The 24522-nt window shown below is 38.5% G+C and carries 24 protein-coding genes; 10 read left to right on the plus strand and 14 right to left on the minus strand.

Annotation, left to right across the window (positions count from 1 at the left end):
• Nucleotides 1–23: 23 nt before the first annotated feature.
• The 9 genes from BM143_RS17280 to rsfS form a co-directional block, all read right to left on the minus strand.
• Nucleotides 24–1823 carry an autotransporter outer membrane beta-barrel domain-containing protein gene (locus BM143_RS17280; RefSeq protein WP_090025861.1) on the minus strand — a complete coding sequence of 600 codons (1800 nt, stop codon included), beginning with the start codon at nt 1821–1823 and terminating at the stop codon, nt 24–26.
• Between the two features lie 214 nt (nt 1824–2037).
• On the minus strand, nt 2038–2355 hold the full coding sequence (locus tag BM143_RS17285) for a transposase (protein ID WP_090025863.1): 318 nt from the start codon (nt 2353–2355) through the stop codon (nt 2038–2040).
• 2 nt (nt 2356–2357) lie between these two features.
• Nucleotides 2358–2771, minus strand: a complete 414-nt coding sequence (locus tag BM143_RS17290; RefSeq protein WP_090025864.1) for a helix-turn-helix domain-containing protein — start codon at nt 2769–2771, stop codon at nt 2358–2360.
• A 79-nt stretch (nt 2772–2850) separates the two neighbouring features.
• Nucleotides 2851–3843, minus strand: coding sequence for a helix-turn-helix transcriptional regulator (locus BM143_RS17295; RefSeq protein ID WP_090025867.1), 993 nt, complete (start codon nt 3841–3843; stop codon nt 2851–2853).
• Nucleotides 3844–4343: 500 nt separating this feature from the next.
• Nucleotides 4344–4997 carry a phosphatidylserine decarboxylase family protein gene (locus BM143_RS17300; RefSeq protein WP_034724040.1) on the minus strand — a complete coding sequence of 218 codons (654 nt, stop codon included), beginning with the start codon at nt 4995–4997 and terminating at the stop codon, nt 4344–4346.
• A gap of 4 nt (nt 4998–5001) precedes the next feature.
• Nucleotides 5002–5874: a phosphatidate cytidylyltransferase gene (locus tag BM143_RS17305; protein ID WP_090025869.1), complete on the minus strand. Its 873-nt coding sequence runs from the start codon at nt 5872–5874 to the stop codon at nt 5002–5004.
• Between the two features lie 24 nt (nt 5875–5898).
• A complete protein-coding gene (locus BM143_RS17310; RefSeq protein WP_185116555.1) occupies nt 5899–6480 on the minus strand; it encodes an LUD domain-containing protein in 582 nt (193 codons plus the stop codon).
• 135 nt (nt 6481–6615) lie between these two features.
• The gene (gene ftsH / locus BM143_RS17315; protein ID WP_034724043.1) at nt 6616–8631 is read right to left on the minus strand and encodes an ATP-dependent zinc metalloprotease FtsH; all 2016 of its coding nucleotides are present in this window, start codon (nt 8629–8631) and stop codon (nt 6616–6618) included.
• Between the two features lie 22 nt (nt 8632–8653).
• A complete protein-coding gene (gene rsfS / locus BM143_RS17320) occupies nt 8654–9016 on the minus strand; it encodes a ribosome silencing factor (RefSeq protein ID WP_034700760.1) in 363 nt (120 codons plus the stop codon).
• Between the two features lie 85 nt (nt 9017–9101).
• Between rsfS and BM143_RS17325 the strand changes: the two genes are divergently transcribed.
• The gene (locus tag BM143_RS17325; RefSeq protein ID WP_090025873.1) at nt 9102–9818 is read left to right on the plus strand and encodes a biotin--[acetyl-CoA-carboxylase] ligase; all 717 of its coding nucleotides are present in this window, start codon (nt 9102–9104) and stop codon (nt 9816–9818) included.
• Here BM143_RS17325 and BM143_RS17330 read toward each other — a convergent pair.
• From BM143_RS17330 to BM143_RS17345, 4 genes are all read right to left on the minus strand, one after another.
• Complete coding sequence (locus BM143_RS17330) at nt 9812–10921, minus strand: LptF/LptG family permease (RefSeq protein ID WP_090026287.1); 1110 nt, start codon at nt 10919–10921, stop codon at nt 9812–9814. The genes BM143_RS17325 and BM143_RS17330 overlap by 7 nt on opposite strands.
• Before the next feature lie 15 nt (nt 10922–10936).
• A complete protein-coding gene (gene tgt, locus BM143_RS17335; protein WP_090025875.1) occupies nt 10937–12067 on the minus strand; it encodes a tRNA guanosine(34) transglycosylase Tgt in 1131 nt (376 codons plus the stop codon).
• Between the two features lie 72 nt (nt 12068–12139).
• Complete coding sequence (locus BM143_RS17340; RefSeq protein WP_090025877.1) at nt 12140–12508, minus strand: DUF4296 domain-containing protein; 369 nt, start codon at nt 12506–12508, stop codon at nt 12140–12142.
• Complete coding sequence (locus tag BM143_RS17345) at nt 12505–13221, minus strand: polyprenol monophosphomannose synthase (protein ID WP_034724050.1); 717 nt, start codon at nt 13219–13221, stop codon at nt 12505–12507. Before BM143_RS17345 ends, BM143_RS17340 begins: the two co-directional genes overlap by 4 nt.
• Nucleotides 13222–13297: 76 nt before the next feature.
• Here BM143_RS17345 and BM143_RS17350 point away from each other — a divergent pair, with 76 nt between their 5' ends.
• The 4 genes from BM143_RS17350 (at nt 13298) to BM143_RS17365 (ending at nt 17286) form a co-directional block, all read left to right on the plus strand.
• The gene (locus BM143_RS17350; RefSeq protein ID WP_052202334.1) at nt 13298–13966 is read left to right on the plus strand and encodes a DUF4271 domain-containing protein; all 669 of its coding nucleotides are present in this window, start codon (nt 13298–13300) and stop codon (nt 13964–13966) included.
• 12 nt (nt 13967–13978) lie between these two features.
• The gene (locus BM143_RS17355) at nt 13979–14719 is read left to right on the plus strand and encodes a uroporphyrinogen-III synthase (protein ID WP_034724052.1); all 741 of its coding nucleotides are present in this window, start codon (nt 13979–13981) and stop codon (nt 14717–14719) included.
• A gap of 176 nt (nt 14720–14895) precedes the next feature.
• The gene (locus BM143_RS17360) at nt 14896–16941 is read left to right on the plus strand and encodes a S9 family peptidase (protein ID WP_090025879.1); all 2046 of its coding nucleotides are present in this window, start codon (nt 14896–14898) and stop codon (nt 16939–16941) included.
• 3 nt (nt 16942–16944) lie between these two features.
• On the plus strand, nt 16945–17286 hold the full coding sequence (locus BM143_RS17365; RefSeq protein ID WP_034724054.1) for a hypothetical protein: 342 nt from the start codon (nt 16945–16947) through the stop codon (nt 17284–17286).
• A 253-nt stretch (nt 17287–17539) separates the two neighbouring features.
• Here BM143_RS17365 and BM143_RS17370 read toward each other — a convergent pair whose 3' ends face one another.
• Complete coding sequence (locus tag BM143_RS17370; RefSeq protein ID WP_090025881.1) at nt 17540–18028, minus strand: SRPBCC family protein; 489 nt, start codon at nt 18026–18028, stop codon at nt 17540–17542.
• A gap of 202 nt (nt 18029–18230) precedes the next feature.
• On the opposite strand from BM143_RS17370, the gene BM143_RS17375 reads away from it, so the two are divergent.
• The 5 genes from BM143_RS17375 (at nt 18231) to BM143_RS17395 (ending at nt 24472) form a co-directional block, all read left to right on the plus strand.
• Nucleotides 18231–19778 carry a sensor histidine kinase gene (locus BM143_RS17375; protein ID WP_090025883.1) on the plus strand — a complete coding sequence of 516 codons (1548 nt, stop codon included), beginning with the start codon at nt 18231–18233 and terminating at the stop codon, nt 19776–19778.
• A 145-nt stretch (nt 19779–19923) separates the two neighbouring features.
• Nucleotides 19924–20610 (plus strand): response regulator transcription factor, encoded by a 687-nt coding sequence (locus tag BM143_RS17380; protein WP_002982671.1) that lies wholly within the window; start codon nt 19924–19926, stop codon nt 20608–20610.
• A 79-nt stretch (nt 20611–20689) separates the two neighbouring features.
• Nucleotides 20690–21325, plus strand: a complete 636-nt coding sequence (locus BM143_RS17385; RefSeq protein WP_090025885.1) for a hypothetical protein — start codon at nt 20690–20692, stop codon at nt 21323–21325.
• Between the two features lie 19 nt (nt 21326–21344).
• Nucleotides 21345–21713, plus strand: coding sequence for a hypothetical protein (locus BM143_RS17390; protein ID WP_167375309.1), 369 nt, complete (start codon nt 21345–21347; stop codon nt 21711–21713).
• Between the two features lie 68 nt (nt 21714–21781).
• On the plus strand, nt 21782–24472 hold the full coding sequence (locus BM143_RS17395) for a TonB-dependent receptor domain-containing protein (RefSeq protein WP_185116556.1): 2691 nt from the start codon (nt 21782–21784) through the stop codon (nt 24470–24472).
• Nucleotides 24473–24522: the final 50 nt, after the last annotated feature.

A 24522-nucleotide genomic window follows, 5' to 3' on the forward strand; every position in this document is an offset into this window, starting at 1 on the left:
CCCATTTTAAGATTTTTTTTTCATTACTGTGTATTTATTCCGCTGAATTCTGCCTGCTTAACTGCCCACGCAATCATATTCGCGAACAATATAGAGTTTTGCACCTGCATTCCTCCTGCTGAATAGCCGTTTCCTGCAGATCCGTAGGTTGCTTTCTGAACAGGGAAATATCCGCCTGAACTTGGTGCGACAAAAGGCTCAATAGTATTGCTTGAATAAGGATTTCCGTTTGCATTTTCATTACTTAAGAAACCTCCGTCTCCAAACCATATAAAGTTCACATTGCTGCTTCTCAGTCCGGAAATGCCGGTTCTTGCTGTAGCATTGTTAATGGGCTGTGCATAGCTGTAAGGAATAAATCCGCTGGTAAGCCCTGATATATTGACCGTTGCAGAAGCATCTTCGCCCCAGTTTTTCCCTCTTACATCTCCGAAAGGACCATTCAATATTGGATCATCCGTATTCGAAAGTGCGTATACCGATCCAGCCCCTGATCCGTTGGATGCTGAAATGGTAGGATCTGAAAATATTCCTCTGAATAAATTCTGTGCGGTTCCGGAATCATCAGTAAGTGCAATGACAATTCCTTTTTTATTGAGATAAGAAGCGATATACCCGGCATCAGTAGCATTCGGAGTATAATTATATCCAATAATGACAATATCCGGTTTAGCATTCAAAGCTGCCTGAAGCGCCGCTGAAGAGGGTGAGTTTCCAAGAGATGTATGGGTAAAACCTTCATACTTTACAATACTGGAAGCTGTGGTTCCAAAATTGGTCGGAGAATCCATAAGACTTCTGGAAGGCCCTGTAAAAGCGCTGTATCCATAAGCTGATTCCAGACCTATGTGAAGCACTGTTTTTTTAGGAACGACTACGATGATACTCACATTACACGTGGTGGAAACACCGCCCTGACTGTCTGAAGTAATAGTCATGGTTTTCATCGCAGTAGAAGAAGGTGTTCCCGTTCCACTCAGGGTTATATTTTGATTTCCGGTCGAAGTAAATGTACCTGATCCTCTGAATGAAATTCCATCCACGGTATTGGTTGTAATGGTATAACTTCCCAATGAAGAAACATTGATGGGCAATGTAATTGTATTGGAAGAATTAAGGGCTGTTCCCACTTTATACACGCCATTCGCCACAGCACTTCCGCAACTCATGGTATAACTTCCTGCAGGGCTCAGAACGTTGACAGATACAGCAGGAGTACAGGTTACATCAGTTCCGTTAGCCGACAGCGACACATCATCCGTCTGAACATTCTGAGGATTGCCCTGTCCGCCTATTTGGATGGTTTGTACACCTGTATTCAGAAATGTACCTGTTCCGTAGAAATTGTATCCGTTGATTGTGGTTCCTGAAATGGTATAGTTTCCTATTTTAGTGACATTAACGAAAATACTCAGATAATTGGAAGTGGTCAGGTCTCTTCCTTTTACATACGTTCCCATCACTTTCGTGTTGGAACAATCAACCGTAAACACCGCTTTTCCCATCTGTCCGCAGACACTTTTCCATTCATCATCGGCAAAGCTCCAGTAATTAAAACAGTCTTCCGTCGTATTATAAATGGTAAGACCATCATCCTTCGATTTGTTAATAATAATTGCATTCCTCTGGTTTTCCGTGAGGCGGGGAATTAGTATCCCTTTATTATTGTTTCCTGAGACCACATCCAGCACCGAATTGACATTAGGTGAAGACGTATTGATCCCTACCGAGCCGTTCTGAAGCTGTGAATAGAACTGTCCAAAAACCAGAAACAGCGCCAGAAGCAGAACTTTGATTTTTGCTGTTGTAAAATTTGTTTTCATCGTTTCGAAATAATTATGTTTGTTATGTTTTAAACTGACTTTTCAGCCAACGCAAAAATATCATCCATAAAGACATTTCTAATAAAAACAGCCTACGCAATATTACGCGCGAGTAGTAAAACTCACAATCAATCAACACTTTACAAATAAAAACCTAGGAAACTCAGAAAACAGATCAAAGCTTAGATGTGATTTTAAAAACAGACAAAAAAGGCTACAGTTTATACACAGATCTCCATCGGGCAATCGTATTGCGGCTGGTTTTGAAATGATTGGCCGTTTCTGTATTGGTCAACCTGTTTTTCTTTTGATAATTGAGAATTCCACGGATCGAATATTCATCATAAGAACGAAGTCTCTGATTTTTACATTCAACGCTGTATGTGGGTTGGCCAAAGATCAGGGCATTGAATTTTAAAATTTCAGATGTCGTATGAAGAGCATTCAGCTTATTTCTGATCATCGGATTGTTTATTTTATCAGGAAACTTTTCACTGATGATGTCTGTATAAATTAGTTTAAAATCGGGCATAGTTATGCTTTCTTAATCCATTTGTAAAGGGTCGTCTTAGGAATCTTGTATTTTGTCAGAACCTCAGTGGTGGTCATCTGCCCGGACAGGATTTTGTTCAGTATAAAACATTTCACTTCTTCCGTGTACACACTTTTCCTGAATTCAAGCATAGAACTTTCCAGTTTAATAGCTCTATCCGTTTTTGAGGGAGGTGAATACAAGATAAGGTGTCCCGTGTAGATTCTGAAAAAATCAAAGTGCAGAAGCTTACTCCATCTCAGCAGTTTTTTCGTGTCTATACTTTCCTGGTCATACATTTCCTGTATTTCGGCCTCGGTACAGTTAAAAAAATTCATAATCCTTGTAGCGGGTACTCCAAGTTCTTCTGCTTTCGCTTTCACTAAACTTCCAATATGTATATCTTTTAAATTCATAAGTACAGCAAAAATATTAACAACAGTAAACAATAACAGTCTGTCTTTCTACGTAATACTACGCGTATTGTTAAAAAAATTATATTTTAAGAATAAAACTATTGATATTCATTTCAGAAGGGATATTTAGCTTTTTTCTGATCCTGTATTTTTTACTTTCTACGGCCCGGATGCTGCTGTTGGTACACTGCGCAATTTTCTTCGTATCAAAATCTATTTTCATCAGAGCACAGAAGTGCAGTTCCGAATGAATAAGGTTGGGATTGATGGTCAAAATCTCAGGAATAAAATGAGGGAAAAACACCTGAAATTTATCATAAAACAAAGGCGAATTACTTTCAGCAAGCTGATAGATCTCCCTGATATTTTCTTCCGTAAGATGATTGATCAGCATCTGCTGTTTCAGAAGTCCGGTATTGGTTTTCTGCAGGTCTACTATTGTGGAATTTTTGATTCTTGTATCTTCAATAAGTCCGTAAATAAGGTCATCTTTTTGGGTTATAAACGAAATATCCATTAGAAATGACCCAACAGAGAACAAAATATTGAGCAATTTCACCGTTTTGAAATCTCTGGCTTCAAAAAATTTACTTTTAGGAAGAAAATCGAAATCAATATAGAGGCAGGCAATAAAATTGAGACTGATCACAAAAGCAATAATCAGGATCAGAGCAGATTCTTCTCTATAATTGAAAAAGAACGGAGTAGCAAATAAGAGCGAGAAATAAAAATATTCTACCCCTGCATTTTTGAAGGTATAAATATGAAAGAAACTGACAATAAAAGTCAGCAGAACAAAAACGAAAATAACACTTGTCCTGAGCATCTTCCGGTAACGTCCCGTTTTACCTTTCATAGCCATTAAAAAAAGCCAGAAAAGCGTAATGATGGTAAGAAATATGGAGATTAGTGCATCTCCAAAGAAAATCACAATAAATACAGAATAAAATAAGAACAGCAAAAAAAGGAAGACCAGGTATTTATTAATGAGATTCAGATAGCTGCGCTCATATTCATTATCCAGCTTGTCAGGCTCTTCACTGATCATTCTGAAGAAAAATTTAAAAATCATCGTATTTGTTTTATGTTTTTTTAATGATGCTCAGGTTGCTTTTTGTACAAATCAAACCATCTGTATCCATATCAATACTCAATAAAGCATAACAGAAAGTGGCAGAGCGCTTAGTTCTGCTGTTTTTTATGTTCAGTGAAAATTGTGAAAAGATGTGTTTTTTTTAATAAGATACTAAGCTCAATGAGACTTAATACATCCGTATAATTTTTCAGCATATTTACATAAAAAAACGATATGCTGCTCATTCCAATTGACCAACTGGTTAAAAACCGTTATGCTTTGGATAAAATTTATTAAAAATTTAAACCAAAATCAGAACTTGTTATGGCAAAAATACCGGTCAGATTTAACATATGCTACGAAACTACTACTCAATAGCACTCGTGCGTGTGAAAAATTGATGCAAAAGGAATTTACAAATGAACCATGAAGTTTATAAAACAAAAAAAAGGAGAAAACTTAATTTCTCCTTCTATATTTTGATGATAAATATTTTATTAATCTTTCATTTTGGCGATTACATCCAGACCTCCTTTTGTAATATCTCCGATCTTGCAGATGATTTCCGTGTCTAAAGGCAGAAATACGTCCATTCTCGAACCGAATTTGATAAACCCGAACTCATGTCCGGCTTTAGCCTGATCTCCTTCATTACAGTAGAAAACAATTCTTCTGGCCACATATCCCGCGATCTGTCTGAATACCACTTTATGATTAGTAGCTGTTTCCACCGCTACCGTTGTTCTTTCGTTCTCTGTAGATGACTTTTCATGCCATGCAACCAGATACTTTCCGGGATGGTATTTTTTGTAGATAACTTTTCCTGACACCGGATATCTACAGATGTGAACATTCAATGGTGACATGAAGATAGAAACCTGAATGGCTTTCCCTTTAATGAATTCAGTTTCATCCACTTCCTTGATCATCACCACCTTTCCGTCTACCGGCGCGATCACGTTTTCTCTGTGCTCCAGAATATCACGTTCCGGAACTCTGAAAAACCAGAATACTAAACTGTAAACAACCAATATTGGCATAATGATCAGTAACGACCACATTTTAAGAAAATAAATAGCCAACACACTTATGATGATAAACAGTATCGTTGCTACGGTAATCGTTCCTTTTGACTCCTTATGTAGTTTCATGAGATTAAATAAATTTTTCTAAAATAAAGTACAAATATACGACAGGAACGCAAATTAAAAAACTGTCCAGTCTGTCCAGCACGCCTCCATGCCCCGGAATGATGTTTCCGCTGTCTTTTACGCCGAAATTTCTTTTCAGCTGGCTTTCCACAAGATCTCCTAACGGAGCAAATGCAGCTACAAGGAAACCGACTACCATCCAGTTCCCGCGAAGTTCCGGCTGATAATGCTCAATAAAGTAGGATAAAACCAACGTTAGCACTACTCCGCCACCGTAACCTTCCCAGGTCTTCTTTGGGGAGATTTTAGGGGCCATTTTATGTTTCCCGAAAAATTTTCCGGTAAGATAAGCAAATGTATCACTGCTCCAGATCAGGATAAATAGGAAAAGGACTTCCAGTGAGAACGTCCCGTCAAAGCTGGAAAACTTAGGCAGTCCCAATGCAAAACTAAAAGGCAGTGCTACATAGATGACGGTAAATATCAGCTTTCCGCTGTCGAAATAAAGTTCGTTTGGATATTTGAATAAGGTGACCACCGCAATCGCAATCAGGGAAATAGCCAGTATTTCATTCAGTCTGAAATCGAAAAAGAAGTCGTGGTGGAAATATCTTTTGGAAAAAACGTAGTAAATAAAAATAACGAGCGGGAGTACGATCCATTTTTCATAGCCTTTCCCGAATTTCATGATCTTAACGCATTCCCACGTACCTACCAGCAGCAAAAGAGTGATCAGCCCATGATACAGGTATTCCTGTCTGATAAGGTCCGGATGGATCTTGTTGATCAGCTGGGCACCCAGCGGTGTTGTGCAAAGAATGATAACGGCAACGTAAACAAGCCCGGAAATGGTTCTTTGAATAAGGTTTTTGTCCAAGATGTAAAATTTATAAGTTGATGCTTAATCTTCAAGCAGCAATAAAAACAGTTTTGTATTCGTATTGGAGGAGGTATCTAAACTTGATTGTCCTCCACTGATGGAAGTAAGGTTTTTGATATTCCCGTTTCTTTTTATTTTTCCCATCGCATCATTCAGGTTGTTTACAATCTGCGAAACATTGGCCATGATAATGATCTTACCCGGCAGTCTTGAAGAATGGTAATGCAGGATATTGTTATGCGAAAGCATAATTCTCCCGTCGTAGGCGATAAGATATTCACAGGTGATGAAGGCGGCATCGTTAGAATGCTCCATTTCTGAGGTGTATGGTATTTTCACCACATTCAAAAAGTTTTGAAGCTCTTTGTCCCAGCAGAACACATTACTAATTCCTTCTATTTTGACAATCTGATTTAAAGTCTGTAGAGCTTCCGCTTCATCTGCACAATAATTAAAAAATCCCCCTGAATGCGTAAATAATTGCGCAAACTTATAGTCAAGATCCGCATTTTTCAGCGAATCCCCGAGCTTCTCCAGACTCTGTTTTTCCTCTTCCTCAGGCTGGTTGGTAAGTTTGCTTACAATCCTCTTGAATAAATTCAACTTAATCTATTTTTAGTCAACTTTATACAAAAATAGAAAATAATTACAATAGATTCTAAAAATGTGGCTTTAAATATGAAAAAACCTGACAATTCGAAGACTGTCAGGTTTTTTTTGATATGTTTTGGAAGTATTTTAAAGTTGAGTCGGGCTTTCCGGAGCCTGAATTTCACTTTCTTCTTCCTTGTCTTTAATGATAATCTGCTCATCCGGTTCTTTCGCCGTAGCAATCGTGCTTGTAACAGGTCTCTCTGTTAACTCAGGATCCCATGCTCTTTTACCGAATATATCTTCAAGATCTTCACGGAATATCACTTCTTTTTCCAGAAGCTTATTCGCCAAGGCATCCAATTTATCTTTGTTCTCAGTAAGAATCTGAACTGCTCTCTCGTATTGATTTTCGATAATTGATTTAATCTCAACATCAATCTTATTAGCGGTTTCCTCTGAGTATGGCTTTCCGAAATTATATTCAGACTGGCCTGAGCTGTCATAATAAGAAATATTACCAATCGTAGGGCTTAGACCGTAAACAGTAACCATAGCCTGCGCTCTCTTCGTTACAGATTCAAGATCAGATAATGCTCCGGTTGAAATATTATTAAAGATCACCTGCTCTGCTGCTCTACCTCCTAACGTTGCACACAATTCGTCCAGCATTTGTTCAGTAGTGGTCAGCTGTCTTTCTTCCGGAAGGTACCATGCTGCTCCTAAAGAACGTCCTCTCGGAACGATTGTTACTTTTAAAAGTGGTGCTGCGTGCTCTACCAACCAGGAGATGGTAGCGTGACCTGCTTCATGATAAGCAACTCTTCTTTTTTCAGAAGGTTTGATGGCCATATTTTTCTTCTCAAGACCTCCGATGATTCTGTCTACAGCATCAAGGAAATCCTGCTTAGTAACAGAGGTATGACTGTTTCTGGCTGCGATCAACGCTGCTTCGTTACAAACATTAGCAATATCCGCTCCACTGAATCCAGGGGTTTGTTTTGCTAAGAAATCTCTGTCAACGGTATCATCTAATTTGATTTTCAGCAAGTGAACATCAAAAATTTCTCTTCTTTCATGTAATTCCGGAAGGTCTACATAGATCGAACGGTCAAAACGTCCGGCTCTCATCAGGGCTTTATCAAGGATATCAGCTCTGTTTGTCGCAGCCATAACAATAACGTTAACGTCTGTTCCAAAACCATCCATTTCTGTAAGAAGCTGGTTCAATGTATTTTCTCTTTCGTCGTTTCCACCAGAGAAGTTGTTTTTTCCTCTGGCACGTCCGATAGCGTCAATCTCATCAATAAAGATGATAGCCGGAGATTTAGCTTTTGCCTGAGCAAAAAGGTCTCTAACTCTTGAAGCACCAACTCCAACGAACATTTCTACGAAGTCTGAACCTGAAAGTGAAAAGAACGGCACCTTGGCTTCACCTGCAACAGCTTTTGCCAATAAGGTTTTACCGGTTCCCGGAGGGCCTACAAGAAGGACACCTTTAGGAATCTTACCACCTAGTTTTGTGTATTTTTCAGAATTTTTCAAGAAGTCTACTACTTCCTGTACTTCTTCTTTCGCGCCTTCAAGACCTGCAACATCTTTAAATGTCACCTGGATTCTTTCTTTTTCGTCGAAAAGCTTCGCTTTAGATTTCCCGATAGAGAAGATCTGTCCGCCAGGGCCTCCGCCACCGCCCATCTTTCTGAAAAGAAGGAAGTAGAAAAGTCCTAAGATCGCGATCCATATCAATGCTGAAACCAGGATGTCCATGAACGGGTTTTTGCCTGCTCCGTAATCTTTGGTCGTTTTGATAGTAGCGTCTGTAGCTTTTATCTGATCAAATTTTTGAAGGAAAAGCTGAAGGTCTCCGTATTTCACAGAAAAATCTGCTTTTGGAGCCATTTCGAACGCAGAAAGAGGATTGCTTTGATTTGCTGTTTTACTAACCATTGCTGTCTTTGCTGCTTTTGTCAGGAAAACATCAGCTTTCTCTGTGTCTTTGTATATGATAACGTTTTGGACCTTTCCTGCCTGCATTTCCCTGAAGAAAGCATCCTCATCAATAGATTTTGCACTATCGCCTCCTAAAAAATTGGAACCGAAAAATAACAAAAGAGCCACGATTGCAATTGGAAAAAACCAGTTGAATCCTTTATTGTTCATTTATACTTTTTAAAATTTAAAATTAATTTTCTATTTTGGTAATGGCTGCATCGCCCCAAAGTTCTTCAATATCGTAATATTCACGAACTTCTTTCTGGAAAATATGCACTACCACTGTTACGTAATCTACCAAAACCCACATGGAGTTTTCGGTACCTTCTACATGCCAAGGTCTATCTTTAAGATCGTTTCTTACTTTTTTCTCCACACTCCCTGCCAATGCAGAAACCTGTGTATTTGAGTTTCCGCTACAAATTATAAAAGTTTCCGCTACAGAATTTTCAATTTTCGAAAGATCGAAAATCATAATATCTTCACCCTTTACATCCTGGATGGCTTCAACAATTTTATCTATTAGTGCCTGCTTTTCTGCTGTTTTATTCATTAAAATATCTATAATCTGCAAATTTATTGTTTTTCTTTTACTTTAGCCTTACTTTTAGCCCTTTAAAGTCTTAAAGTTTTCTTAAATGGATCAATTATTTTATTTAAAAGAGTGCTCTTCTACTAATGACGAAGTTTCAAAGTTTTTACTTTACGAAAATTCAGATTTTATTGGACTCTCTACATTCAATCAAACTAAAGGCCGCGGACAATACGGAAATACATGGGCGGCTGCGGCCGGAAAAAATGTGGCGTATACGCTGGCTGTTAAGGCTAAAAGCTTCTTGCTCTCAGATTTTATATTCAATTACTATACCGCAGTTGTCATCCGGGATTTCCTTGCCAATTTGACTGACAATATGGTGAAAATAAAATGGCCAAATGATATTATTCTTAAAAATAAAAAAATCGTCGGGATTTTAATCGAAAAGAAAAAAATAAACCAAAATAATTATTTCATCATCGGTGCCGGCTTCAATGTACTGCAGGATCAGTTTGATGAAATATCGCATGCAGGATCACTTCTGACACTCACCGGGCAGGTTTTTGATCTTGAAGATTTTGTCTTTCAACTTCATCAATATCTGTCAGAAAGGCTGAAAAACATTCCGTCTGAACAGGAGATTATCGATCAGTTTAACATGAATTTATATCGCAAAGATGAGATCTCTGTCTTCGAAATCGGACAAGAGAGACAAAATGGCATCATCCGTCATGCTGACGAAAAGGGAGAATTGTGGATAGAGCTCGAAAAGGATGGTTTAAAGCCTTTTTATCATAAGGAGATCAAACTCCTCTACTGATTGGCTCTTTTCAGATACAGATATAAGGTAAGCGGGAAGAACACCATATTCGGAAGCCACATGGCTACCGCTGGTGATAAACTTTTGTTCTCCGAAACCACTTTTAAAGCTTCAAAAGAGAAAACAAAAACAAACGCTAGGGAAATTCCTATCGCCAGATTGACACCAAGACCTCCTCTTTTCTTCTGAGAAGCCAAAGACAGGGCCAGGAAGGTCAGAATAATAATGGCCACCGGCATTGCGGTTCTCTGATGGAGCTCATTAAGGTAGGAATTCAGGTTACTGTTTCCTCTGTTTTTTTCCCTCTCAATGAATTTGACAAGTTCGGGAGTGGTTTTATTCTGGCCAAGAAGCTCGTTCGGGAAAAGTTCTTCAGGAGAATGTCCGTAGCTTTTCCTCATTTCAACTCCGTTGCCGAGTTTTTCTGTATTATTTTTATTGATGGTTTTCTCGAGATAATTGGTGAGAATAAACTGTTTTTTAGCTTTATCCCAATATACTTCTGAAGCTTTCAGTTCGTAGACCATTTTTCTAGCTTTATCAAACTTCTGATAAACGAAGCCTGAACCTCTGGTTTCTCTTTTGTTCCAGGAGTTCACGAAAATATATTCCGTTTTACTGAATTGGGAAGACGCAGGACCTGTCCCCAGAATTTTTTCTTTATTGGCCGCATTATACGTGTACGCTTCCAGTTCATTTTTCTTGATATTAGCCCATGGAAGCACCATATGGTTCACCACTAGAGATATCATAGCAATTAAAACGGAGGTATACAGATAAGGTTTTGCAAATCTGTGAAAACTGGCTCCACTACTGATTACGGCAACAATTTCGGTATTATTCGCCATTCTGGATGTGAAGTAAATCACTGAAATAAACACAAGAATAGCCAGAAAGGTCACGACAAGATTAATGATCCAGAACGGATAAAAATGGATCAGGAAATACACCAGATTCAGTTTCGGATCGAGTGCTTTTGCATTTTCAATCCTTGGAATCTTCTGCTGTACATCAATGACCAGTACTACTATAGACAACAATATCAGCATGAAACTGAATGTTCCAAGATATTTTTTGATGATATACCCGTCTATAATTTTGATCATGATCGTTCTGTTTTAAAGTCTCTGTTTAAGAACCGGCACTATAGATTTTTTCCACTCATAAAAATCACCTGCCACAATATGTTCTCTTGCTACTTTCACAAGGTCTAAGTAAAAGGCAAGATTATGTACTGATGCGATCTGTTTCGCAAGATATTCTTTTGATACAAATAAATGGCGTAAGTATGCTTTCGAATATTCTCTGTCTACGTAGCTGGTTCCAAATTCGTCCAAAGGCGAAAAGTCCTGCTTCCATTTTTCATTTTTCATGTTCATTACCCCCTGCCATGTGAAAAGCATTGCATTTCTGGCATTTCTGGTAGGCATTACACAGTCCATCATATCAATTCCCAGACCAATGGATTCCAGGATATTCCAAGGAGTTCCTACACCCATAAGGTATCTCGGTTTCTCTTTTGGAAGAATATCGGTAACCTCGTCGGTAATTCTGTACAGCTCTTCTTCAGGCTCACCAACGGAAAGTCCGCCGATTGCGTTTCCTTCAGCACCTGCTTCAGAAATTACTTCCGCTGAAATTTTTCTTAAATCCGAATAGGTAGAACCTTGAACAATGGGGAAAAATCTTTGCTTGTGACCGTATAATTCAGGATTTGCTTCATTCCAGTCGATGCATCTTTTTAACCATCGGTGGGTCATTTCCATAGAAGCTTTTACCTCGTTGTATCCACTGGGATAAGCAACGCATTCGTCAAAAGCCATGAAAATATCCGCTCCGATCTGTCTCTGGATTTCCATAGACTTTTCAGGCGTAAACATGTGGTAGCTTCCGTCGATATGGGATTTGAATTTCACTCCTTCTTCAGACATTTTTCTGCTTTTGGAGAGTGAAAACACCTGAAAACCTCCTGAATCGGTAAGGATAGGTAGATCCCAGTTCATGAATTTATGCAATCCTCCAGCCTGTTCCATCGTGTCCATTGCAGGACGAAGATACAGGTGATAGGTATTTCCCAGGATGATCTGGGCTTTAATGTCTTCTTTTAATTCTCTCTGGTGAACTGTTTTTACACTTGCTACAGTTCCTACAGGCATAAAGATGGGCGTCTGGATCTTCCCGTGGTCTGTGGTGATCTCCCCCGCTCTTGCTTTTCCTTCAGAGGTTTTTTCTATATTAAAAAATTTCATTCGTCTATTCTTTTAATTCACCGCTTATAAACGATTCTGCTTTTAAAGACAGAACGCGTTTCCGCATCATATTTATTTTTCTAAAACGGGTGTAGGTAAAGTACCTTTCATTTTATCCTGAATATATTTTTCCGCTTTAGGATCTTTTTTTACTACTATTTTCTGCGCGTTGTCCGCAATATCTTTCATTTTGTCTTTAATGACATAATATTTAAAGCTTTCTACAAAATCTTCAGATTTTACCTTGTGGGATTTAAGCACAAATCTTGTTCCCGCTTCCAGGTTTTTATTCTGATAGATCATGATGGCCTGATCTGTAAGGGCAAGATCAGCAAGGATCTCAGCCATAGCATCCGGCTCGATCAGATTTTTGGGCTTATCGATATAGTCGCCGCATGAGAACATGCAAAGCATAATGAAAATGAAGACCAGCTTTTTCATAATCTGTTGATTATTGATTTCCACTTTAAATTTAAAACTCCGAATACAGCTTCATGAATGATGCCACCGTTCATTTTACTTTCTCCTAAAATTCTGTTCGTAAATATAATAGGAACTTCTACAATTTTAAAACCTTTTTTAAAAGCACGGAATTTCATTTCAATCTGAAAGCCGTATCCTTTAAGTTTTACATTATTCAGCCCAATTTCTTCAAGAACTTTTCTTGAGAAACAGACAAATCCTGCCGTAGTGTCATGAATAGGAAGTCCTAAAATAAACCTTACATATTTGGATGCAAAATAGGAAAGCAGCACACGGCCCATCGGCCAGTTCACTACATTCACTCCTTTTGAATAACGGGAACCTATCGCCATATCTGCATTCAGACAGGCTTCAAAAAGTTTCGGTAAATCACTTGGGTTGTGTGAAAAATCGGCATCCATTTCAAAAATGTAGTCGTATTTATTTTCTATGGCCCAAGTAAATCCATGGATATATGCCTTTCCCAAACCGTCTTTTGTATGTCTCACAGACATATGAAGATGATGGGGAAATCTTTTCTGAAGGCCTCTTACTATTTCTGCTGTTCCGTCCGGGGAAGAGTCATCCACCACCAGAATATGAAAGTCATCTTCCAATGCAAAAACCGCGGAAATAATATTTTCTATATTTTCCTTTTCGTTATAGGTAGGGATGATGACGAGTTTTTTCATTTCAGTTTGCAAAGATAGTTTATTTAACCTTTTTATTTTATACAAAATAATCTATAATTTTGCAAAAAATATTCCTTTGCCGTTATCACAAAACTTTATCAACCACGTAAGAATACCTGAGAACAATGACTGGGTAATCTTTATCCTGATAGGATGCATATTCCTGTATGTTTTCATGATGAATATCATAGAAAGAGATGCAAGCCTGAAAGACTTTTTGCTTCAGAAGTATTTTGATGCCAGCAACAACCTTCCGAGCTGGATTATCACGTCCTGTGTAACGGCTCTGACCCTTTCTGTGTTGCTTTCTCAATATATCCCTATCGTTCCGAAATACATCGCCGATCTTCAGCTTATGGGATATCAGCTTAATAAATTCGGATATACATTATTGGCAGTCATATTTTTTTATGCCTCAAAATCTGCATTAGGCTTCTTATTTTATCAAAGTATAGGTGATGGCAGAAAATGGACTGTTTTTTATTTCACCTCCACCAAATTTTACTTCATTCTGTCATTTTTGTTAATAATTCTTTGTGTAACCCACTATTATTTCCCCGTAGACAGAAATAAAATATTTTTATACTATTTCGGATTCTTCGCATTTGTCGCGGTTTTCAAGATTTTCTTCTATTTGTTTCACAAAAACAACATACTTCCCGAAAAATGGTATTATAAATTTTTGTATATTTGCACCCTCCAAATCGCACCTTTATTGTTGCTATGGAAGTTGTTATTTTTTTAATAAAAGTCAATGATGAGAATAAAGTCTATATTGGTTTCTCAACCAGCGCCTAGTGAGTCTTCTCCATATCTGGATATAGCAAAGAAGGAAAAAATAAAGATTGATTTCCGCCCTTTCATCCACGTCGAAGGAGTTGACAACAAAGAACTCAGAACTCAGAAGATAGATCTGACGCAGTTTACTGGGATTATTTTCACCAGCAAAAATGCAATAGATCATTACTTCAGACTTGCCGAAGAGCTGCGTTTCGCGGTTCCGGATACGATGAGATACATCTGCCAGTCTGAGGCGATTGCCAACTATCTTCAGAAACATATTGTTTATAGAAAGAGAAAGATCAGCTTTGGGGAGAAAAACTTCTCAGATCTTCTGCCTCTGTTCAAGAAATTCCCTACAGAAAAATACCTTCTGCCGTCTTCAGATGTGCTGAGCCCGGATATCGTGAAAACGATGGAGACAGCTAATGTTGACTGGACCAGAGCCATCATGTACAGAACCGTATGCAGCGATCTTACAGACATCAATGCTAAGGATTATGACATGCTGATCTTTTTCAGCCCACAGGGAATAAAATCTCTTCAACAGAATTTCCCGGACTTCAAACAGGAGGAAACCAAGATCGGTGTTTTCGGAAACACTACTTTGGCAGCTGCAGAAGAAGCAGGCCTAAAAGTAGATCTGATGGCTCCTACAAAGGAAACTCCGTCTATGACCATGGCACTTGAAAAGTATATTAAAGCACTTCACAAATAGTCTTTAATACATAAGATAAAAACGGCCGTCTTTTCAATACAGGAAAGATGGCTTTTTTTTACCTAAATTTGAACAAGAATTAATATTGAATGAAACGTTACTGTAAATCGGTTCTCCGAAAAGAGAAAACAGATAAGTACGTTCCATCCGGCCCATTAAAAACTTAAAATATTCGGATGAAAGCTCCACAGGCAAAAAAAATAGAAAAAATACTAGAAATACACGGCGACAGAAGAACTGATAATTACTTCTGGCTTAACGAAAGGGAAAATCCCGAAGTCATCCAATACCTTGAAGAGGAAAATGCTTACGAAGAGGTGATGATGAAAGACACTGAAGCTTTTCAGGAAGAACTTTTCGAAGAGATGAAAGCCCGCTACAAAAAAGACGACGAATCTCTCCCCTATTTCTTTAACGGATACTGGTACATTGTACGCTACGAAGAAGGAAAAGAATATCCTATCTTCTGCAGAAAACACAAAAGTCTTGATAATGAAGAAGAAATAATAGTTGACGTCAATGTATTGGCAGAAGGCGAAACTTACTTTGAAGTAGGAAGCGTTGCCGTTTCTCCAAACAATGAACTGGTTTCTTTTTCATCAGACAATGTCAGCAGAAGAATCTACACGATCAATTTCAAAAATCTTGTAACAGGAGAAGTTTTCGCTGATCAGATTCTGAACACGACAGGAAAAGCTGTCTGGGCGAATGACAATGAACACGTTTTTTATATCAGAAAAGATGAAAGTCTGCGTGCATTCCAGGTATACAGACATAAGCTGGGAACAGATGCTTCAGAGGACATCCTGATCTTCCACGAAGAGGATGATACTTTTGATGTGAATGTTTTCAAGACAAAATCAATGGAGTATATTTTCATTGCAAGCTCAAGTACGATTTCTGATGAACACAGATTTATCCCTTCCAACAATGTTTTTGCAGAATGGAAAATTATTCAGCCAAGAATAGATGATCTGGAATATTCTGTAGAACATTATGAAGATGAATTCTACATCATCACCAATGCAGACGATGCGACCAACTTCAAGATTGTAAAAACCAAGATTGACAACTGCGGAATGGAAAACTGGACAGATGTAATTCCACACCGCGCTGAAGTTCTGCTTGAAGGTTTCGAAATATTCAGAGATTATCTGGTTCTGGAAGAGAGAGAAGAAGGACTTCTTCAAATCAAGATCATTGATGAGAAAACCCAGGAATCCTACTATCTGCCTTTTTCTGATCCAACGTATACAACTTATATCGGAATCAATATGGAATTTGATACTGAGGTTCTCCGTTATGGCTATACATCACTAACGCAGCCAAGCTCAACCTACGAGTACAACATGAAGGAGAAAACGACTCAACTTCTGAAACAACAGGAAGTACTGGGTGGAAAATTCCATGCTGAAAATTATGTATCGGAAAGAATCTGGGCAGAATCAAGAGATGGAGAAACAAGAATCCCGATCTCACTGGTTTATCACAAAGACACTCAAAAATCTGCAGATACGCCTTTACTGTTATATGGTTATGGAAGCTACGGACATACAGTAGATGCCAGTTTCTCCAATGTAAGACTTTCTATTTTGGACAGAGGATTTATCTATGCCATCGCTCACATCCGTGGTGGAGAATACCTGGGAAGAGAATGGTATGAAGATGGAAAAATGCTCTTCAAGAAAAATACATTCTTCGATTTCATCGATGCAGGAAAGCATTTGATTAAGGAAAACTACACATCATCCAACCATATGTATGCAATGGGCGGAAGCGCCGGCGGACTTCTGGTAGGAGCTGTGGTTAATTATGAGCCTAAGCTTTTTAACGGAATTGTAGCACAGGTTCCTTTCGTAGACGTGGTGACGACGATGCTGGATGAAACCATTCCATTGACAACCGGAGAATACGACGAATGGGGAAATCCGAATGACAAGGAGTATTATGAGTATATGAAAGACTATTCGCCTTACGACAATGTAGAAGCGAAAGACTATCCTCATATGCTGATCACCACAGGTCTTCACGATTCTCAGGTTCAATACTGGGAACCGGCAAAATGGACGGCAAAAATGAGAGAGTTGAAAACTGATGACAATCTTTTATTATTCAAAACAGATATGAGCTCAGGCCACGGCGGAGCGAGCGGAAGATTTGAATCATTGAAAGAAGACGCGCTGGAATATGCGTTTCTGTTGAAAATAAATGATAATTTATAAATTATGGTTAACGAAGGAGATTATTGGAAAAAAATAGAACAGTTCTTTGTAGATACTTTCGATACTGAAAAAAATCCACCGATTGAAACGCTTTTGTTTCTGATCGGGCTACAGGAACTTGGAAGCGGCCAACAAAAATATACAAAAGAAGACAAAGTAAATTTGATCCACATTGCAGTATGCAGATTACTCGAACCTTTCGGGTACTACAAATTTACCCACTATGAAGACGGATGGCCACAATATGACAAACTGGAGGAGCTTCCGGAATTAAGACCCAACGAACAGTCTCTTCTGATGAAAAAAGCGATTATACAGTATTTTCAGGAGGAAGAGTTGATTTGATGTGCTGATTTGAGGATATGATGATGTGGTGATTAGGATAATGGACAAGGGTACAAATCTGAGGGTTCTATGAACAATCACATTATTTAAATTCAAATGCATGTGTACATATAAAATTCAATAGGGACGGGCTTTAGCCCGTCTTTTCTTTTATATAAAAAACAAAGGCTTCAGCCAAAACATAAAAAAGACAACATCTCCGGCTTTGTCCAATTTTCCAATTTCCCAATCATCTCATCAACACATCATCGCATCAACACATCATCACATCTCTCAGCTGTGTCAGCCCCGTTTTAAAACCTTCCTCAAAACCCATTTCCAATAGCTGTTTCATCGTTTCCTGAGAAGGAAAATGAATATTGACCGTTACTTTCACTCCTTCTTCTATCCCTGTAAATCCGAACAGCCATTTGGCCTGTCCAAAATTCTCATTGATGTTTCCTTTTTCATCACAGAAAGAATCCAGCCCGTCAAAGCTTCGGTGTTCCATGATTTCGCCGTATTGAACCTGGGCATATGATTTCTCGCCGTTCGGACCTACCATTGCGTAATGCCAGATTCCACCTTCTTTAAAATCCTGGCTGACTGTTTCACATTTCCACGGTTTTGGACCCCACCATTGGTCCAGTAATTCAGATTGGGTAAAATAATCCCACACTTTTGAAACATCTGCATCATAAACCGTCATGACATAAACACTGTTCGAGTCAAAATCTTTGTTAAAAACGATATTAGATTCCATAAGTAATTATTTTTAACAAAGCTACCTAATTTCTCAGTTTGAAGGACTTTCCATAGGACAAGTAATTTAAAATTCATAAATAATTGTTAAAAAACTCACTTTTAAGAGAAATTAAACAATTTTTTGGCTCGTTTTTTGTTTATCAAGTCTTAAAATAATTAATTTTAACATTCACTTTTCCCAATATATATACAATTAAATAATGAATAATAAATTCATCCCAATAATTTCGGTGTTTATGACAATCTCACTGATTGTTTTTGTTACGCTCCAATTTTATTGGCTGAAAGGTTATTACGGTGCTCTGGAACAGGAATTCTCGAATAAAGTATACTCTGTTTTAGAAAATACTTCAAAAAATATTGAGGAAATTGAAGCTGATAAATACCTGAATCAAGGCTATAGTAATTTAAGAAACAACGTCATTGCCAGCAAAGACCAACCTTCTTTAACCACCATCCAACAGGTAGAAGATTCCGGTACACAACGCCAGATCATCTATTCCAAAAATATTATATCAAAGACACAGCTTCCGATCTCTCAAAAGGGGGACACTCTGAAGCTGACCACTTTATATACGGACAACGCTGCCTACAAGGTAAAAAAAGACACCACCAACCGGGAACTTCTTACTTCAGAACTTAATACTGATATTGAAAACGGAGATTATGCGGTAAAGGAATTCGTAAAAGTAGTAGGAACCAACCTTCCGATCGGTAAAAGAGTGGATCCGAAAATTCTTGATTCGGTCATCGCAAAAGAGCTGAGAATAAAAGGGATCACTGCCAAGTTCGGATATGGAGTCATTGACCAGAATAACAAGCTCACCAGTGTTGCCAATAAAGCATACAAAGAGAAAAAGGACAACAATACCTACACCTACCCTCTTTTCACCGATATAAAAAACCGGACTTTGTATAGTCTGGCTTTGGTGTTTCCTAAAAAAGAATACTCGCTGGCCATGAACAACTGGCCGATGCTTCTCGGAACTTTCCTTTCCTTACTGACTATTCTTGGAATTTATATTATTTCCATTAATTATATGATGAGACAGAAGAAGCTCGCAGAAGTAAAGACAGATTTCATCAATAATATGTCTCACGAGTTTAAAACTCCGCTGGCAACGATTTCTGTAGCTACAGATTCTTTGGCTAATGACAAGATCGCGACCAATCCTGAGAAGGTAAAATACTACTCGGAACTGATCAAGCAGGAAAATTTAAGGATGAAGAAGCAGGTGGAAAATGTACTGAATATGTCTAAGCTTGAAAGAAATGAAGTAGAACTGTTCTTAAGAGAAACCAATGTACGTGAACTGATCAAGAGAACAACAGAATCATTTAATCTTATCGTAAAACAGAGAAACGGATCGCTGACCCAGGAATTCAATGCATCTAATTATACTTTTAAAATAGATGAATTCCATATCTCTAATATGCTGGTGAACCTGCTGGACAATGCCAATAAATATTCTCCTGAAGCGCCTGAAATTCATGTGAAGACAAGAAATGAAGGAAACTGGTACATCATAGAAATTTCGGATAAAGGAATGGGAATGGAAACGGAGAACAGGACAAAAATATTTGAAAAATTCTTCAGAGAAGAAACCGGAAACATTCACAATGTAAAAGGACAGGGACTGGGACTTTCTTATGTAAAGAAAATTGCAGAACTGCATAAAGGGCAGATCATCGTAGACTCCCATAAAGGTAAGGGAAGTACGTTTACGATCAAACTGCCGATAACATAAATGGCGAGCGTTGAATGATGGATGATAAGACAGATCAGTAATCATTCATCAATGATAACATATTGAACCAAATAACAAAATATAGAAGATAGAGTGAGAACGTTCATTCTTAATTTTTAATCATTAATTTTTAATTATTAAAATCATGAGCAACAGAATATTATTAGTAGAAGACGATCAGAGTTTCGGGGCAGTGCTGAAGGATTATTTAACGATCAATAACTTTGAGGTTACCCTTGCTACAGATGGAGAACAGGGTTTGAAAGAATTTACAGAAAATGAATTTGACATCTGTATTTTTGACGTGATGATGCCTAAAAAAGATGGATTTTCATTAGCGGAAGACGTAAAAAAAATCGATAAAAATACGCCTATCATATTCCTTACGGCAAGAAATATGAGAGAGGATATCCTGAAAGGGTACCAACTGGGAGCGGATGACTATATCACAAAGCCGTTTGATACAGAACTTCTTTTATACAAGATCAAAGCGATCCTGCAGAGAAGCTCTACTTTAGAAAATGAAGAACAGGAGCAGTTCAAGATCAGTAATATTTTCTTCGACTCTATGCTGAGACAGCTGAAAGTAGGCGATAAAGAATACAAACTTTCTCCAAAAGAAAATGAACTGTTGAAACTTCTTTGTATCCACAGAAACGATTTTATGCCAAGAGATCTGGCTTTGAGAAAGATCTGGAAAAAGGAAAATTACTTTACCGCAAGAAGTATGGACGTGTACATCGCAAAACTTCGTAAGTTATTAAAAGACGACGAAGGATTGGAAATTATCAACGTTCACGGGGAAGGATTTAGGCTTTTAGTTAAAAATTAATCCTAAATACAGATTATAAATATAAAATTAGCAAAACAATTAAAAATGTTTTGCTAATTTTGTTTCATACCGATTGGATATGAAAAATACATTCTTTGGCGTTATCGCCATCTCTTTGCTCGCCGTTTCATGTAATAAAGACGAAAAGCCAACTTATTTAAAAGAAGAAGCAGGTGTACAGCAACCCAATGTAGCCGTTAACGCAGCTCCTCAAGCGTCCCTGCTGGATCAGGCAGGCGTACAGTCCAATCCCAATCCTGCTCCTATTGCAGCAGCGCCAGGAATCAAGAACCCTCCTCACGGGCAGCCAGGTCACAGATGTGATATTCCGGTCGGACAGCCGCTTAATGTAAGCCCAACGGCTATACAGACAGCTCCAGGCCAAAACCCAAACAATCCCATTAAAATAGACGCCAATTCGATGCCGGCAGGAAAAGTAGTGGTTGATAATAATGCAAAACAGGTGAAAACTGCGCCCGGCATGAACCCTCCACACGGACAGCCAGGTCACAGATGTGATATCCCGGTAGGTCAGCCCTTAAGCAGCAAACCTGCAGCGGTACCAACACCTGCACCACAACCTGTTCAAAGTGCACAAAACGTTCCCGGTCCGGTAACAGCACCCGCTCCAACAGGCCCAAAACCCAAACTGAACCCGGCACACGGAGAACCTTGGCACAATTGTGCTTTAAAAGTTGGTGATCCATTGTCATAATTTTTGTATTTTTGCAGAGATGAAGCTGTTTCACATTCTTGCAGTTATTTTATGTCTAGGAATTTTTTTAGTTCCTAAAGACAGCTTCTACTCTCAATCTATGCAGGATACCTGCTGTAAAGAAAAGTCCGAAAAGAGCGACTGCTGCAAAAACCATCCTTCAAAAGACAGCAAAGACCACAAAAATCACGATACAAAATCTTCATGCAATGACGACTGCTGTTCAACGTGCGTGGCATGCTATACGTATATAGAAACACCGTTTTCTAAAAATTTACATTTCGAACTGTCTTATTACAAAGCCAATAAGAATCCTCAGTTCCATTATTCACCGCCTCATTTATCAGACCGTTTAAAAGAGATTTGGCAACCGCCTAAAATAGGTTAATTATCACATCGTGAGTCCGTTAAACATTTTAATGGACCGTTTTTAATTAATCAAAACTTTTAAACAAAATGAAATTATATATTTCCAAGTTTATTCTTGGTCTAATGATCCTGTCTGTACATTTTATATCCGCTCAAAATCTTTCAAAAAATCAGTTCAAGGTCAAAGGAAACTGTGAAATGTGCCAGACCAGAATAGAAACTGCTGCCAAAAAAGCGGGTGCTAAAACTGCTGTTTACTCTATTGATATGCAGACTTTAACCCTTGAAACCGACGGTAAGGTTTCTGCAGATGAAATCCTAAAGAAAGTAGCCGATGCCGGTCACGACAATGAAAAATTCAAATCACCGGACAATGTTTATACAGGTCTTCCGGGATGCTGTCATTATGAAAGGGATCTTCAGCCATCTGCCACAGAAGCTCATCATCAGCAACATGCAAAAAACGAAAATGAGTTTTATGTAAAAGGAAACTGTGCTTCGTGTAAAGCCAGAATAGAAAAAGCAGCCAAAACAGCCGGTGCAGATTCCGCAGAATGGAGCGCAGAAAAGCAAACGGTCACTCTACATTTTGACCCTTCAAAAACCTCATCAGATAAGGTTCTGAAAGCGATTGCCGATGCAGGTCATGACAATGAAAAACACAAAACAACAGACGCGGTTTACAAAAACCTTCCGGGATGTTGTCTCTATGATAGAGATATTCCTCTTGGAGAAGCGAACCCAAATGTTCATTTCGAGGAAGGAACAAAGCAGGACAATCACAAAGAACATCAGGCAGCTGTTCAGTCTGAAGATCATCAACCGTCTGAAAAAAACATTGAAGGCGTTACCATTACCGGGTCAAAAGCAGCGACTGCATTAAGCAAAAAAGAAGCAGGTCTTGTCTTTAATATTGATAAAAAAGAATTACTGAAAGCAGCTTGCTGTAATCTGTCAGAAAGTTTTGAAACTAATGCCACAGTAGACGTTTCCTTCAGTAATGCCGTTACAGGAACCAAACAGTTGAAAATGCTGGGTCTGGATCAGAAATACACCAGTTTAACGAAGGAGCTTTTACCGGAGATTAGAGGTCTGGCTTCCGCGTATGGGCTGAATTTCATTCCCGGAAGATGGATTGAAAGTATTCAGCTCACAAAAGGGGGAAGTACGGTAACAAACGGCTATGAGAGCATCACAGGACAGATCAATACTGAACTTTTGAAAAATGCTAAAGAGCCGGAAACTTCATTAAATATTTTCGCTGATTTCAACGGAAGAGCGGAAGCCAATATCACGAGCGTCTCTCCTATCAACGATAAATGGTCTCAGACCTTTTTACTGCATGGAAACGGAACTTTCGGAGATACGGATATGAATCACGATACTTTCCTGGACAGACCGAAAGGAACGCAAATTAACGCAGCTTATCTCCTTAATTATAACGATCTTGAAAAATCAGGATTCGGATCTCATTTCGGGATTAATTTCATCAAGGATGAGAGAACGGCCGGACAGATTGGTTTTGATAAAAAGCTTCCTCAGGACGAGCAGGGTGCCTACGGTGTCGGAATTGATATTTCCAGATTTCAGGTTTGGAATAAAACAGGATATGTATTTAAAGGAAAACCTTACCAGAGCTTAGGCTGGATGAACCAATATGTGTATCACCAGCAGGACAGCTTTTTCGGATTGAGAAATTATGCCGGAAAACAGCATACGTATTATTCAAATTTAATCTTTGAAAGTATCATCGGGAATACGAATCACAAGTATAAAGCAGGAGCCAGCTTTTTGTATGACGGCTACGAGGAAACGTATTTAAAGGATGACATGAAGCGAAATGAAATTGTTCCCGGAATTTTTGCAGAGTATACTTTAACAGGATTAAAATATACTTTAGTAGCAGGAGCCCGAGCGGATTTTCACAATCTTGCAGGTACTCAGTTTACGCCAAGACTTAATTTTAAATACGATTTCACGCCTCAGACGATCTTAAGACTTTCTGCGGGAAGAGGATTCAGAACGGCCAATGTTTTTGCAGAAAACCAACAGTATTTTGCATCGAACAGAAGCATTCAGATTCTTCAGAACGGTGGAAATATTTACGGATTAAGACCTGAAATTGCATGGAACTATGGAGCCAGCTTACAGCAGGAGTTCAAACTTTTCGGAAGAAAGTCATCCATTGTGGCGGATTTTTTCAGAACAGATTTCCAGGATCAGGTACTTGTTGATCTTGACCGTTCTCCACAACAGCTGACCTTCTATAATTTGGAAGGAAAATCTTTTGCGAACTCTTTCCAGACGCAGTGGGATTTTACACCTTTCAAGAACTTTGATGTGAGATTGGCTTATAAATATTACGATGTTCAGGCAGATTATATAGATGGCAGAAGAGAAGTTCCTTTTATGGCCAAGCACAGAGGTTTTGTGAATCTTGCCTATGCAACGAATAAAAATAACAATGGAGGATTCTGGAGTTTTGATACGACCCTGAATTGGGTAGGAAAACAGAGACTTCCGGACACATCAACTAATCCTGCTGAATTTCAGTTACCGGTATATTCTGATTCTTATGCCGTACTGAATGCACAGATCTCAAGAAACTTTAATAAAAAGATCAGAGCTTATGTAGGCGGTGAAAACCTTACGTCTTATTATCAGAAAAATGCCATTGTTGATTTCAGAAATCCTTTTGGAAATTATTTTGATGGCGGAATGGTGTATGCGCCTATTATGAAGGCTAATTTTTATGTGGGTCTTGATGTGACTTTCTAGTTATTCGTTTTTTTTAAACGCAAAGTTGATTTTTTGTAATGTAGATTTGA

Source organism: Chryseobacterium oleae (assembly GCF_900115055.1).
In the GTDB taxonomy this organism is placed as follows: domain Bacteria; phylum Bacteroidota; class Bacteroidia; order Flavobacteriales; family Weeksellaceae; genus Chryseobacterium; species Chryseobacterium oleae.